Origin of the sequence: Pseudoalteromonas sp. SG43-5 (genome assembly GCF_014164345.1) — a bacterium.
Taxonomy (GTDB): Bacteria; Pseudomonadota; Gammaproteobacteria; order Enterobacterales; family Alteromonadaceae; genus Pseudoalteromonas; species Pseudoalteromonas distincta.
Window position 1 is genome coordinate 25255 of record NZ_JACJFA010000017.1, and the last position, 13661, is coordinate 38915.

The 13661-nt window shown below is 38.1% G+C and carries 10 protein-coding genes; 5 read left to right on the top strand and 5 right to left on the bottom strand.

From position 1 onward, the window contains the following. Positions 1-135 precede the first annotated feature (135 nt). Both asnB and H5161_RS15735 read left to right on the top strand, forming a co-directional pair. A complete protein-coding gene (asnB, locus tag H5161_RS15730) occupies positions 136-1809 on the top strand; it encodes an asparagine synthase B (protein WP_039489762.1) in 1674 nt (557 codons plus the stop codon). Next, positions 1793-2668, top strand: coding sequence for a PhzF family phenazine biosynthesis protein (locus H5161_RS15735; RefSeq protein WP_182769647.1), 876 nt, complete (start codon positions 1793-1795; stop codon positions 2666-2668). Before asnB ends, H5161_RS15735 begins: the two co-directional genes overlap by 17 nt. Positions 2669-2686: 18 nt before the next feature. Here H5161_RS15735 and egtD read toward each other — a convergent pair whose 3' ends face one another. Together egtD and egtB are read right to left on the bottom strand one after the other, a co-directional pair. Further along, positions 2687-3661: an L-histidine N(alpha)-methyltransferase gene (gene egtD, locus H5161_RS15740; RefSeq protein WP_182715361.1), complete on the bottom strand. Its 975-nt coding sequence runs from the start codon at positions 3659-3661 to the stop codon at positions 2687-2689. After that, positions 3658-4929: an ergothioneine biosynthesis protein EgtB gene (gene egtB / locus H5161_RS15745; protein WP_182769648.1), complete on the bottom strand. Its 1272-nt coding sequence runs from the start codon at positions 4927-4929 to the stop codon at positions 3658-3660. The genes egtD and egtB overlap by 4 nt, the downstream gene beginning before the upstream one ends. 894 nt (positions 4930-5823) lie before the next feature. Between egtB and H5161_RS15750 the strand changes: the two genes are divergently transcribed. Next, a complete protein-coding gene (locus H5161_RS15750; RefSeq protein WP_002961195.1) occupies positions 5824-7404 on the top strand; it encodes a BCCT family transporter in 1581 nt (526 codons plus the stop codon). Between the two features lie 81 nt (positions 7405-7485). On the opposite strand, the gene H5161_RS15755 is transcribed toward H5161_RS15750, so the two are convergent. The 3 genes from H5161_RS15755 to H5161_RS15765 all read right to left on the bottom strand — a co-directional run bounded on the left by H5161_RS15755 (position 7486) and on the right by H5161_RS15765 (position 11251). After that, the gene (locus H5161_RS15755; protein ID WP_182769649.1) at positions 7486-8196 is read right to left on the bottom strand and encodes a 3'-5' exonuclease; all 711 of its coding nucleotides are present in this window, start codon (positions 8194-8196) and stop codon (positions 7486-7488) included. Positions 8197-8199: 3 nt separating this feature from the next. Then, entirely contained in the window at positions 8200-10095 is a 1896-nt protein-coding gene (locus H5161_RS15760) for a DUF294 nucleotidyltransferase-like domain-containing protein (RefSeq protein ID WP_182695003.1), read from the bottom strand. A 148-nt stretch (positions 10096-10243) separates the two neighbouring features. Beyond that, on the bottom strand, positions 10244-11251 hold the full coding sequence (locus H5161_RS15765) for a rhodanese-related sulfurtransferase (RefSeq protein ID WP_182769650.1): 1008 nt from the start codon (positions 11249-11251) through the stop codon (positions 10244-10246). A gap of 209 nt (positions 11252-11460) precedes the next feature. Here H5161_RS15765 and H5161_RS15770 point away from each other — a divergent pair, with 209 nt between their 5' ends. After that, positions 11461-12789, top strand: coding sequence for a DEAD/DEAH box helicase (locus tag H5161_RS15770; RefSeq protein WP_182769651.1), 1329 nt, complete (start codon positions 11461-11463; stop codon positions 12787-12789). Between the two features lie 2 nt (positions 12790-12791). Then, positions 12792-13625 (top strand): S1 RNA-binding domain-containing protein, encoded by an 834-nt coding sequence (locus H5161_RS15775; RefSeq protein ID WP_002961188.1) that lies wholly within the window; start codon positions 12792-12794, stop codon positions 13623-13625. The last annotated feature ends 36 nt before the right edge of the window (positions 13626-13661 follow it).

Here is a 13661-nt window from a genome sequence, read left to right on the forward strand (position 1 = left end):
ATATAACTTGGTGCATAAATTATTCTTAATTAATTGTAAAAGCTATGTGACTTGAGTAATTTTTTCTGATAAAACAAGGTTTCGCAGCACAGCAAATTGGCTTTGCTGCACACATAATAGGAATGAGGAGTTACTATGTGTTCAATTTTTGGGGTATTAGATATTAAATCTGATCCCGCTCAATTGCGTACCCAAGCAATTGAAATGTCAAAGCTGCTTAGACACCGTGGCCCAGATTGGTCTGGTGTATATGCATCTGAAAAAGCTATTTTAGTACATGAGCGTTTAGCTATTGTTGGTGTATCAAGCGGTGCACAGCCTTTATACAATCCTGAAAAAACAAATATTTTAGCGGTTAATGGCGAGATTTATAATCATAAAGAACTTGCAGCAGAGCTAGATGTTGATTTTACTTTTCAAACTCAATCAGACTGTGAAGTTATTTTAGCGCTTTATAAACAAAAAGGGCCTGACTTTTTAGATGATCTAAATGGCATTTTTGCATTTTGTTTATACGATGAAGAAAATGACGCTTACTTAATTGGCCGTGACCATATTGGTATTATCCCGCTTTACACTGGTCACGACGAGCACGGTAACTTTTACGTTGCTTCAGAGCTAAAAGCACTCTCTCCAATTTGTAAGCATATTGAAGAATTTCCACCAGGGCATTACCTGTACAGCAAAGATGGCAAAATCACGCCTTATTACAAGCGTGATTGGGAAACATTTGATGCAGTTAAAGATAACAGCGCACAAGCGCAAGACGTTAAAGATGCATTAGAAGCGGCCGTTAAACGCCAGCTAATGTGTGATGTACCATACGGTGTATTACTTTCTGGTGGTTTAGACTCATCGGTTATCTCTGCTATTACCCAGCGTTTTGCTGCCAAACGTATTGAAGATAACGACGAAAGCGATGCATGGTGGCCTAAACTTCATTCTTTTTCAGTTGGCCTTGAAGGCTCACCTGATTTAGCGGCTGCACAAAAAGTAGCTGACATGATTGGGACTATTCACCACCCTATTATTTTTACGATTCAAGAAGGTATTGATGCACTGCGTGAAGTGATTTACCACATTGAAACGTACGATGTAACAACGATTCGTGCCTCTACACCTATGTACTTAATGGCTCGCCAAATTAAAGCGATGGGCATTAAAATGGTGTTATCTGGCGAAGGTGCTGATGAGCTATTTGGTGGCTACTTATACTTCCATAAAGCCCCTAACGCACAAGAGTTTCATGAAGAGCTAAACCGTAAAGTATCAAAACTGCATATGTTTGATTGTTTACGTGCTAATAAATCAATGGCAGCATGGGGCGTTGAAGCACGTGTACCGTTCCTTGATAAAGAATTTGTTGATGTTGCTATGCGTATCAACCCTGAAGCTAAAATGTGTAAAGATGGCAAAATTGAAAAACACATTTTACGTGAAGGTTTTGATGGCTACTTGCCTGATGAAGTTTTATGGCGCCAAAAAGAGCAATTTTCAGACGGTGTTGGTTACAGTTGGATTGATACGTTAAAAGAGTTTGTAAATGAGCAAGTGAGCGATCAAGAGCTTGCAAATGCTAAATTTAAATACCCTATTAATACGCCAGATTCAAAAGAAGCTTACTACTACCGTACTATTTTTGAATCGCACTTTCCTGGTGATGCATCAGCTAAATGTGTACCACATGGTAAATCGGTAGCGTGTTCGACTCCTGAAGCACTTGCATGGGACGCATCGTTCCAAAACAATGCAGATCCATCAGGTCGTGCTGCGGGCGTTCATAACGACGCGTATGCAAGCAAAGGATAACACTCTTTGTTTAACGAAGCGTAAGCCCAAATGGCTTACGCTTCGCTTTATAAAACTCACTTCCACCGAATCTGTTTTTTATAGCCCTGCAAATAACTTAAAAGGCTCAAGTGCTTTAATTGTTATTTATAAAATTGGGTTAACATCAAAAACAATGCAATATATTGCATCACAATCAAATCACCCTGCTACCGTATTTTTAAATCAAAATGAGATAACTAAACGCCATTGTAATATTCGCTGGTTTAACCAAACAAGTGAAATTAAACGCTGTGGGCATGGTACTTTAGCGGCCGCTAATTTTTTAATAAAGTATTTTGGTTATTGTCCTGAAGTATTTATATCAATGAGTAATGAGCGTTTTACTATAAGAGTAAAAAAACAACGCGCCCAGTTGTTACTAAAAAGTATAGAGCCTAAAAAAAGCGAATTAGCTAAAGGTGAGTTAAAAAGTGTGTTTTCATTAGCAATAAAAGTAGCCTACAGTACCGGCGAAAATAACGGTTATACGGTTGTGTTATTTAATGAAGAATTTAGTAAAGAGTTTAGTAAAGACGCTGAAAAAGACGATTTAAAAAGCTTACACGTTGATTTTAAAGCGTTGAGTAAACTCCATAAAAATGCTGTTATAGCGCTTAGTATAAAAAATATAGACAAAAAAAATTCTATAGCGCATTTTAGATACTTTGCACCCCAGTTTGGAGTAAATGAGGACAGTGCAACGGGCTCTGCGGTGTCTATTATTGCCCCCCTTCTATTTAGACTGGATGGTTTAAATAAAGCTAAACTTATACAGCAATCAAATAATGGCGCATTGCTAAACTATGAGTTTAACAATGCTAAAGTTGTCATTTACTAAACGTAACTTAAGTAACGCTTAAAGCGGTCTTAATAAACACAGAGCAAAATAGTTACTATCGTCTTGCCATGTTTGCTCTAACTTTAAATTAGCTTGCGCGGCAAGCTGCTTAAACGATTCGAGCGTGTACTTATGGGAGTTTTCTGTATGGATACTTTCGCCTTCAATAAAGTCTATTTGCTGATCATTTATAATCACGCTTTGATTACAGTTACTTACTAAATGCATTTCAATACGGCTATGTTGCTCGTTAAAGCGAGACTCGTGGCTAAAGTTATCTATATTAAATGTGCCGTTTAGCTCGTTATTAATACGTTGTAGTAAATTTTTATTAAATGCGGCGGTGACTCCCGCTTTATCGTTATATGCATTGAGTAACACTTGGCGCTCTTTTACTAAATCAACCCCAATTAATACATAACCGTTTACACCACATAAACGATGGAAATTATTCATAATTTCTATAGCTTTAACTGGGGCAAAATTACCAAGAGTAGAGCCTGGAAAATACACCAAATTGGTTTGACTATCTAAAGCGGTGTCTTTGGTTAGCTGTTTAACCATTTGGCTATGTGTAAAGTCTCCTAGTAATGGCGAAATGGCCAAATCTGGGAATAATGGTGATAAATGTGCAAGTGAATAACTGAGCATCTCCTCAGAAATTTCAAACGGTACGAAGGTTTTTACCTTTGCCATGTGCGCTAATAAATACGCGACCTTTTTACCCGAACCACACCCAGGCTCAATAATAGAGAGATTTTCAGGTAGCATTTGAGCAATCGACTGCGAGTATTGCTCTAAAATAGACAACTCCGTACGTGTAACATAATACTCTTGTAAGGATGTTATTTGCTCGAATAATGCAGCACCTTTATCATCGTAAAAATACTTACACGGAAGCGTTTTTTGTTGTTGAGTTAATCCGCTTATCACGTCGTTTAAAAATTCAGTGTCGGTTATGTTACTTTGTTTAATCGCTGTTACTTGGCTCATACTATATCCTTAGCTAGTCTTATCCCGCTGCACATCCACGCTTGATGTGGGTAATAAAAATTTCGGTATGTTTGTCGTAAATGGTCTTGAGGGGTAAACACACACCCGCCCCGTAACACCATTTGGTTATTCATAAATTTACCATTGTATTCCCCTGCTACTCCTTCAATAGGCTTAAAACCGGGGTATGGCAAATATGCACTGTTTGTCCATTGCCAACAAGAATCCGTTAACTGGTTTATTTCAGTATCATCTTTTGTTTGTTGTGGTGTTAGATAGTTATTATTAGTGTCTGTTGAAGGTGTATTTTTAGCTGCATATTCCCACTCGAACTCTGTAGGCAAGCGAGCCTTTACAAAATTAGCGTAGGCGCTGGCCTCAAAATAACTAACATGGCTGATGGGAGCACTTAAATTTAAAGGCTGCAATCCATAGTGTGTAAACTCAAACCATTCGTTATTTATGTAATGCCAATATAATGGATGCGTTAAACGAGTGTTTTGAATATGCGCCCAACCGTCGCTTAACCAATATTGTGGATTGCTATATCCACCGGCATTTATAAAGTCTAAATATTCACCATTAGTGACCAATCTATTAGCAAAACTGAATGGATGAATTAGTACTTGGTGTTTGGGGCACTCGTTATCATATGCAAATTCATCGTCGGCATTTGTGCCAATATTAATAATGGCTTGTTCAAAATTGATAAAATTAAGGGGTTTAATATCAGCTGATTTTTTTTGGCTATTTAAAAGCGATGTTTTATATTGAGGAAATAATGGATTTACTGAAAAGTTATATTTGATGTCCATAAGCATTAGTTCTTGATGCTGTTGCTCGTGGTGTAACCCAAGTTCAATAATATCTTTAATGTGCGGGTTAACGTCAGTCTTAAGTAATTCAATCAAGCGGCTATCTACATGTTCTCTGTAAGCTAGCACTTCGTCTAAACCTGGCCTAGATAAGCTTCCTCTGTTTGCCCGTTTAAATTGCTCTCCAATCCCATTGTAGTAAGAATTAAAAAGCATTTTATAGTGAGGATTAAACACTGCGTACTGTTTACAATGAACACTAAGTAAAAACGTTTCAAAAAACCACGTGGTATGCGCTAAATGCCATTTAGTAGGACTGGCATCAGCCATAGCTTGTAATTGGCAATCTTCTACAGTGAGAGGCTCTATAATAGCTAGGCTTTCGTCTCTAACGCTACAAAAGCGTTTAACAAGTTCGTTTTGATTGGTATCGTTTGTAACGCTTTCACGCATAATAGTATTAATCCTTTGCCTATCTATTTATAAAATATAGCTTAGGGCATGCTGAGCTTTTTGGATTGAAATTTGTTCAATCTAGGGCCGATTAAATCGCGGCACGAGGTTTGTAACCTAGTGGGCTAAGTAAAAACCGAGTAACAAAGAGTTAATTGTCCCTAGAAAGAACCCAAAGGGCAGTGTATGTTTGGTATTTATGCTGCGTTATCGCCTATTTATGGGGAATGACCACACTACATAGGCTCTGCCTTGCCTAAAAACCAAACATACTACTGTAAATTCAATCGCCAAAATTCAACATGCCCTAATGTTGTGTTAAATCATATTCATATTACAACTTGATTAAAGATGCTTATCGGCTTATAAATTTATAATAGCCTTGAAGAGAAATTTGCTCTTTGCTAGCCGGTCTTTGATTATTCTTACGTGCATGCAAGCATGAAAAATAACGCATAAGCTGTTACCGAACCCCTAAGCTATAAATCTAGGAGCGATTAAATCGCGACTAGACTTAACAAATTTCAATCCTTAAAGACTAACAAGTCCTAATATTTAAGCATTAATTAAGCTACTTAAAAATGATCTTTTTTTACTTAATCAAGTAAATTAATACTTTTAATAGCAAACTAAATTTTAACGTTCACTGAATTTTTAAATTTAGGGCTTTTAAATGAAAGAATCATGAATTTGGCCATATAAACAGCGTTTTAAATACAAATTCATTTACATTTAATATTTAACTCATACACTACTAGCTGTATGATCACGCTTCAAATTAGTTAGTCTTCAAATAATTACGGTATTACTTTTTACTTAATATTTAAAGACTAATGTAATTCGATATGACGCCGAATTTATTTTGGCTTGTTAGGACAACTAAAGAGGTATTGCATGAAGGAAAATCATGACAAATATAGTATTGACAACACGGATTACACCGTAGGTCAGGACAACGTACAAAAGTGGGGGTTTGATATTCACAACCCTGTTTTTGGAACTAGTGCGGGCCTGATTGTCATCTTTTTAATCGCCATACTTGTTACCGACCCACAAACTGCAAAAACAGCGCTTGATAGTATCAAGACCGATATTATTAATAATTTTGATGCCCTATTTATGTGGGCTGCTAACTTCTTTGTACTCTTTTGTTTAGCACTTATTGTTTCTCCTTACGGTAATATTCGCCTTGGTGGTGATGACGCTAAACCTTCTCACTCTCGCGTTTCATGGCTTGCTATGTTATTTGCTGCGGGTATGGGTATAGGCCTTATGTTTTGGGGCGTTGCTGAACCAGTTGCTTACTTTACTGGTTGGTACGAAACACCGCTTAATGTAGCCGCTAATACACCAGAAGCTGCAAAATTAGCAATGGGCGCAACTATGTTTCATTGGGGTCTTCACCCTTGGGCTATTTACGCTGTTGTTGGTTTATCTCTTGCATTTTTTACCTATAACAAAGGTTTACCGCTTTCAATTCGTTCTATTTTTTACCCTATATTAGGTGATAGAGCTTGGGGTTGGCCTGGCCATATCATTGATATCTTAGCTGTACTTGCTACGTTATTTGGCCTTGCAACATCTTTAGGTTTAGGTGCGCAACAAGCTTCTGCAGGTATTAACCATGTATTTGGTACAGAAGGTGGCATTGGCTCTCAAATTCTAGTTATTGCGGGTGTAACACTTTTAGCCATTGTCTCTGTGGTTCGTGGTATTGACGGTGGTGTGAAACTACTAAGTAATGTAAATATGCTAATTGCGTTTTCATTATTATTGTTTGTATGTTTAGTAGGCTTTGCTGTAGCAATGGGTAATGTACCCACTACCGTGATGGGCTATGTAGAAAATATTATTCCATTGAGTAATCCTCACGGTCGTGAAGACGAAACATGGATGCATGGTTGGACTGTGTTTTACTGGGCTTGGTGGATTTCCTGGTCACCGTTTGTAGGTATGTTTATCGCGCGTGTATCACGTGGTCGTACAATTCGTGAATTCTTAATTGCGGTTTTACTTATTCCTACTCTAGTTACTGTTTTATGGATGTCTATTTACGGTGGTATTGCGATTGATCAAGTAGTTAATGGTGTTGGTGCGTTAGGCACTAATGGTTTAACTGATGTACCTTTAGCTATGTTCCAAATGCTTGATGAATTACCCTTATCTAATATTTTATCGTTTATTGCAATTTTATTAGTGTTGGTATTTTTCATTACGTCATCTGACTCTGGTTCATTAGTAATTGATTCAATTACAGCTGGCGGTAAAATTGATGCACCGGTACCACAACGTATATTTTGGGCATCGGTTGAGGGCGCAATTGCAGCTGCTTTACTTTGGATTGGTGGGACACAAGCAATTGAAGCACTACAGGCAGGTGCCGTTTCTACAGGCTTGCCATTCACTATTGTATTATTGTTTATGTGTTTAAGCTTAGTTTTAGGTTTACGAACTGAGCCTCGCCCAGTTAAATAATACTTTTAGTAAGTAACACTTTTAATTAGTAACGAAAACGCCGCAATTTTTGCGGCGTTTTTTTTGTTTGGTCATTAAAAGCTAGAACCACAGCTCTGAGATTGGAGTATCTACACGATAATGATAACTCAGTTGCGCTTGTAAAAGTTCTGCTGTAGCAAGTGCATCTGTTAACGCATTATGGTTTTGATACGCAGGTAGAGAATAGCGCGCACGACAATCTGTTAATCTGAGCGAGCCAAGTTTTGTATTAAATACTCGACCTAATAAACCTTGCCTTGCTTTGAGTGCTCTTTTTTCTATTTCCATTGTATCAACAAGTGCAAACTCAATACCTTCTTTAAGCCGTAGTAGTAACGCATTATTTAAAAAATGGCGTTCTATAGCAGCGTAATGCACCACGACAACTTTACCACTTAGCGCTTCAAGTAAAGGTTCAATGATTTGATTAAAGTCAGGGGCGTCATCTACCTCAGAATGGGTTATCCCATGGATTAAAATAGACTCTTCATGCAGGTTACGTCTAGGTTGTACAACCCAATGCCTGCTGTGTTTACAATAGATACGCTTTAAACTAAACGGCACTAATCCGACACTCACTATGTCGTCGTTTTGGCTATTTAAACCAGTGGTTTCAAAGTCCATTGCTACAAAGGGCACATCTTTTACTGCGGCTTTGTTTTGATTATATGCACCCGCATAAAAGTGTTTTAGGAGTTTATTTTTGGTGCTATTGGCAAGCTCGTTATACCTAGCTTGCCAATCAATTGCTTTATGATTACGCGGATTCATAGGCTACTTCACACCAGAGTTTGCTGTGTAGCTAAATTTTAAATAGCTTTGTGCTTTTTCTAAAATGGCGAATGCCTCTTTTAAGTTTCGTTGCTCGAACGGAGAAAGTAAATGTGGATCTAAGTCGTTATCGGGCTCTTCGCCCTTCTCTATTTGCCACGCTTGATGGCGAATTCGCATCATGGCAATATACTCAAGTGCATCACGTAAATCTTGCGCTTTACCCTGTGGTAAAAGTTTCGCTTCAATAATGTCTTCTAGTCGCTCAAACGAATTTTGTTTACGCGAACCAATAGCCAATGCGTGCACGCGAATAACATCAGAAAGAGGTGCAGTCCCTCTTCGCTTTAAGTTCATTGAACGCTTATGTTGGCCATTATGCTCCATAACAAAGCCTTTAAAGAAACCTAGTGGAGGTGTTCTATTTCTAGCATTTGCTGCCATATTAGCTAAAAATACGCGATTTACTTTACTTTGTTTTGCTATAAATATTTTAAGCTCGTCGGCCCACTTGGTTTTACCCCACACACCGTCTAAGTCAAAAAATATAGAACTATTAAGCAATGCTTGTGGTTTTGGCTGCGCGATCCAATCTGCAAATTGATCGAACCACTGTGAGCGAGTTTTACGCCATTTTTTAAACGACGCCATAATTTCTCCATCACAGTAGGTGTAACCACACTGCGCTAAACCATCACACACAAAATCGGCAATATTTTGAAAATACGCGTTATGTTTTTCATCGTCATAACTGTCATCTAAAATAAGCGCGTTGTCTTGATCGGTTACAATAAGTTGCTCGTCTCGAGCCATTGAGCCCAGAGCAATAAAACAGTAAGGCACAGGAGGTGGCCCAAACTTTTCTTCTGCTAATACAAGTAGTCTTTGTTTAAATGTACGCCCTATAACAGCCATGGCGGTGCCAACCATGTGAGAGTTTGCATCTTCGTTAACCATACGAACAAATACGTTGGGCAACTGGCGCGCATAATGTGCCAAATCCTCAATTGTTTGTTGAGCAAGTATACCGCGCACAAGCAATAAGCTACTTTGCGATTCATAACGTAAAATGTCAGAGAGAGAGATAACCCCTATAGGGCGCTTTTTTTGTACTACAGGCAAGTGATGTAAATTATCTCTAAGCATGGCAAGTACTGCTTCAAAAATATAGTCATTAGCGTCTAAGAGCACTAAGTTAGTCGACATAATATCTTTTGCTTGTGTGTTAAAGGCAAGGCCTTTAGCCACTACTTTTGAGCGTAAATCCCTATCGGTTATTATGCCAACGACTTGTCCATCATCTTCCTCAGGATCATCGTTTATAGGCTTATTTACGTCTGTTACCAAAACTGACGAAACCGCCTCTTCGGTCATTAATTTAGCGATATCTTGTATTGTAGAGGTTGCATCTACGGTTACTACATCTCGGTGGATTAATGATTTCACTTTCGCAGTTGTAAGGTCATTGCCATCAGCTTGTTCAACAATAGCTTGATGTAAACGCACGTTACCATCTGTTTCAAAGTAATCAGCAAACGCATCAAACTCATCACAGTAACGATTAAATAGCTCAACGTTTATGCAGTATACTAATGTATCTTCAAGAGCTGTTGCAGGAAAACGTACCTTACGGTTCATCAATAAACCCATTTGACCAAATATACCTGCTGTAGCCAAACGGTTATAAAGCTCGCCATTACGGCGATACATTTCTACAGAACCACTTCTAATTACATACAAGTCAGATATATCTTGTCCAAAACTCAAAATATCTGTTTTTGCTCTAAAGTAAGCAACTTCAACTTGTTGAGCTAGCTCATTAAGCGCTTTTTGAGGTAAGTCATCAAAAGGAGGATGTTGTGCTAAAAATTGTGCGATTTCAACTTGTTCGGCTTGCATAAATCCCTTCCTGTATGCGCATTAAAATGACTAAATCTATTTTGCAGATTAACACTATCATCGGGGTGTGAAAACAATTACTGCACAATTTTGGGCACAAAAAAAGAGCCTAAATAGACTCTTTAAATGTAATACTTATTGTAAAAATTTATTTACCGCGCTGAGCGTCTTTTTGGGCTTTTTTAGCTTCTTTACGTTGCTGTAAAACAGCTTGTGCTTCATTACCAATATGGCCCTCACCACGCGCTTGCGCTAATTCTATTTGCTTTTGGCGCTCTGCAAAACGTGCGCGTTGTTCGTCCGTAACTTCTTCAATACAATGATGACAAGAGACGCCTTCCATGTATTCAGGCTTTAACTTTTCGTCTTCTGTAATTGGCATACGACACGCGTGGCATTGATCATAAGAGCCTTTTTGTAGGTCATGATCAACCGCTACACGATTATCAAATACAAAACACTCGCCTTCCCACATTGTTTCTTCTTTTGGCACTTCTTCAAGGTATTTTAAAATACCACCTTCAAGATGATATACCTCATCAAAGCCTTGCTCTTTCATATACGCAGTTGATTTTTCACAGCGAATACCGCCAGTACAAAACATAGCCACTTTTTTATGTTTTTCAGGGTCTAAGTTTTCTTTTGCCCACTGAGGAAACTCACGAAATGTTTTAGTGTTTGGATCGACTGCGTTTTGAAAAGTACCAATTTCTATTTCGTAATCATTACGAGTATCAATAAGTATAACGTCAGGATCTGATATTAACGCATTCCATTCATTAGGCTTAACATAACTACCGACGACTTTTAGAGGGTCTACACCTTCAACCCCCATAGTTACAATTTCTTTTTTTAATTTTACTTTAGTACGGTAAAACGGACATTCATCATCGTAAGATTCTTTTGTTACGATATTTTTTAAATTAGGTTGTTCATCAAGCCAGGCTAATAAATTATCTATGCCTTCACGTTTTGCAGAAACCGTACCGTTAATACCTTCAGCTGCAATAAGTAAAGTACCACGAACCTCGTTTGCTTCCATTACCTCAAGTAATGGCTTTCTAAGGGCTTCATACTCAGGTAAAGCCACAAACTTATACATTGCACACACTACAAAGTGGTCCTTTGTCACATCATTTTTATGAACTGCCGTCATCTTATTTCCTATTTTGCTTTTAGTTGCCACAATTGGCATTTACCGAACCGTAAATCCGGCGCATATGGGGCGCGTATTTTACGCTTTTTTAGTTTAATTGCAAAAAATAGCGCTATAGATTGGTTTTTACTGTTAGCGACCTATCTGTGTAAGCTATAATGCGCTGATAAATTTATAGACTTAATTTGCTTATTTTGGAGAAACACACATTGCAGTTTACTGATCTTGGGATTGATACACGCCTTGAAACACAGTTAGCACATCAAGGGATCACCCAGCCCACCGATATTCAAGCGCATGCAGTGCCTACCGCACTTGCAGGGCATGACATTTTCGCTCAGTCTAAAACTGGGTCGGGCAAAACCTTGGCGTTTTTATTACCTGCTGTACAAAGGGTTATGAAACAAAAAGCACTCAGCAAACGCGATCCTCGTGTACTTATTGTTGCTCCTACGCGTGAGCTTGCTACGCAAGTATTTACTCAGCTACGTTTATTAATTGCAGGCACAACCATTAAGGCCGTTAAAATACTTGGTGGCGAAAACTTTAATGACCAAATAAAAGCTCTTAGAAACGACCCACAATTCGTAGTTGCTACACCAGGGCGTTTAGCTGATCACATTACAAAACGTTCATTACAATTGAGTGGACTAGAACTGCTTATTTTTGATGAAGCCGATCGTATTTTAGATTTAGGCTTTACCGAGCAGTTAAAAATGATTAACGAGCAAGCTAATCACCGATTACGCCAAACGTTATTGTTTTCTGCAACACTTGACCATGCACAAGTAGATGCACTATCACGTAACCTATTAAAAAAACCAAAGCAAATTACGCTAAGTGCAGCAAATGAGCAACATAGTGATATTAAACAAACGTTATACCTTGCCGATCACCTTGATCATAAAGAAGCGTTATTAGAGCATTTTTTAAACCAAGATGATGTTGGTCAATGTATTATCTTCACAGCAACGCGTTCTGACACGAGCCGTTTGAGTGAAGCCCTTAATGCTAAAGGCTTCAAATCTGTAGCGCTTGCTGGTGATTTAACGCAAAACAAACGTTTAGATATCATGGATTCGTTTAGTCGCGAAAATTTTAAAATATTGATCACCACCGACGTTGCATCTCGTGGTTTAGATTTATTAAGCGTAACGCACGTTATTAACTTTGATTTACCAAAACACGCTGAAGAGTATGTACACCGCATAGGTCGTACAGGACGTGCTGGCTTTAAAGGAAATGCAATTTCATTAGTTGGCCCAAAAGATTGGGCAAGTTATTTAGCTATTAAAGCATTTTTAAATGACGAATTAAAATTTGCGAGCGTAGAGAGCCTAAAAGCTAAGTTTAAAGGTTTAAAAGAGAAAAAACCTGAGGTAGCGTGGGACAAATCTAAAGAAAAAGCCGCCGCTGTTAAAAAGCCTGCATTTAAGCGCAAAGCTAAACCTAAAAAGCCTACAGCACCAATTAAAGCACCGATGAACATTGATGGCGATACACCAATGCGCCGTAAAAAAAAGCCTGAGCAGGAATAATTATGAGTTACCTAGGAACCACACAAACATTATTTGTAAAAGAAGTGAGTAACGAAGGTGCTTACTTAGACGGCCATGATTTAGGTGAAGTATTTTTACCAAAACAAGAAATAAAACATGAGCTTGAAGCAGGCGATAGTATTAGTGTATTTATCTTTTTAGACAATGCTAATTTAGCCACAGCAACAATAAAGAAACCACATGCTCAAGTAGGCGAGTATGCCCTACTACGCGTTAAAGAAATAAATAGTATTGGGGCATTTTTAGATTGGGGGCTTGAGAAAGATGTGCTTGCACCTTTTAATGAACAAAAGCCACGCATGCAAGAAGGCCATTCTTATTTAGTACGCCTGTATCTTGATAATGCAAGCCAACGTATTTGTGCCTCAAACAACTTTAATCGTTTCCTATCAAAAGATGAGCCGCAATATACTCACTTACAAGAAGTGGATTTAATTGTTGCTGGCAAAACAGATATTGGCTACAAAGTATTAATTGAAGAGTCGCACTTCGGTGTTGTTTTTTACAATATGGTATTTAAAAGCTTATTTGTGGGTCAAAAGCTTAAAGGCTATATTCAAAAAGTACGTGACGACGGAAAAATTGACGTTGTACTAGAAAAGCCAGGTATGGGAAAAGTAAGTGACCTTGGTGAAACTATTATGCAAAAGCTTAAAAACGAAGGCGGTGTTATTCCACTTGGTGATAAGTCTGATCCTGAAGCAATAAAGAAGATGTTTTCTACAAGTAAGGCTAATTATAAAAAAGCAATTGGTGGCTTATTTAAACAAGAGTTAATAGATATTGAAGCGAAATCCATTCGCTTAAGATCTTAATTATAATTGGCTGTAATTACTAATAATACCTGTTTG

What these genes read in the sequence shown, in the direction of transcription:
- asnB (WP_039489762.1), top strand. Translation starts at nt 136, where the DNA reads ATGTGTTCAATTTTTGGGGTATTAGATATTAAATCTGATCCCGCTCAA.
- H5161_RS15735 (WP_182769647.1), top strand. Translation starts at nt 1,793, where the DNA reads ATGCAAGCAAAGGATAACACTCTTTGTTTAACGAAGCGTAAGCCCAAA.
- egtD (WP_182715361.1), bottom strand. Translation starts at nt 3,661, where the DNA reads ATGAGCCAAGTAACAGCGATTAAACAAAGTAACATAACCGACACTGAA.
- egtB (WP_182769648.1), bottom strand. Translation starts at nt 4,929, where the DNA reads ATGCGTGAAAGCGTTACAAACGATACCAATCAAAACGAACTTGTTAAA.
- H5161_RS15750 (WP_002961195.1), top strand. Translation starts at nt 5,824, where the DNA reads ATGAAGGAAAATCATGACAAATATAGTATTGACAACACGGATTACACC.
- H5161_RS15755 (WP_182769649.1), bottom strand. Translation starts at nt 8,196, where the DNA reads ATGAATCCGCGTAATCATAAAGCAATTGATTGGCAAGCTAGGTATAAC.
- H5161_RS15760 (WP_182695003.1), bottom strand. Translation starts at nt 10,095, where the DNA reads ATGCAAGCCGAACAAGTTGAAATCGCACAATTTTTAGCACAACATCCT.
- H5161_RS15765 (WP_182769650.1), bottom strand. Translation starts at nt 11,251, where the DNA reads ATGACGGCAGTTCATAAAAATGATGTGACAAAGGACCACTTTGTAGTG.
- H5161_RS15775 (WP_002961188.1), top strand. Translation starts at nt 12,792, where the DNA reads ATGAGTTACCTAGGAACCACACAAACATTATTTGTAAAAGAAGTGAGT.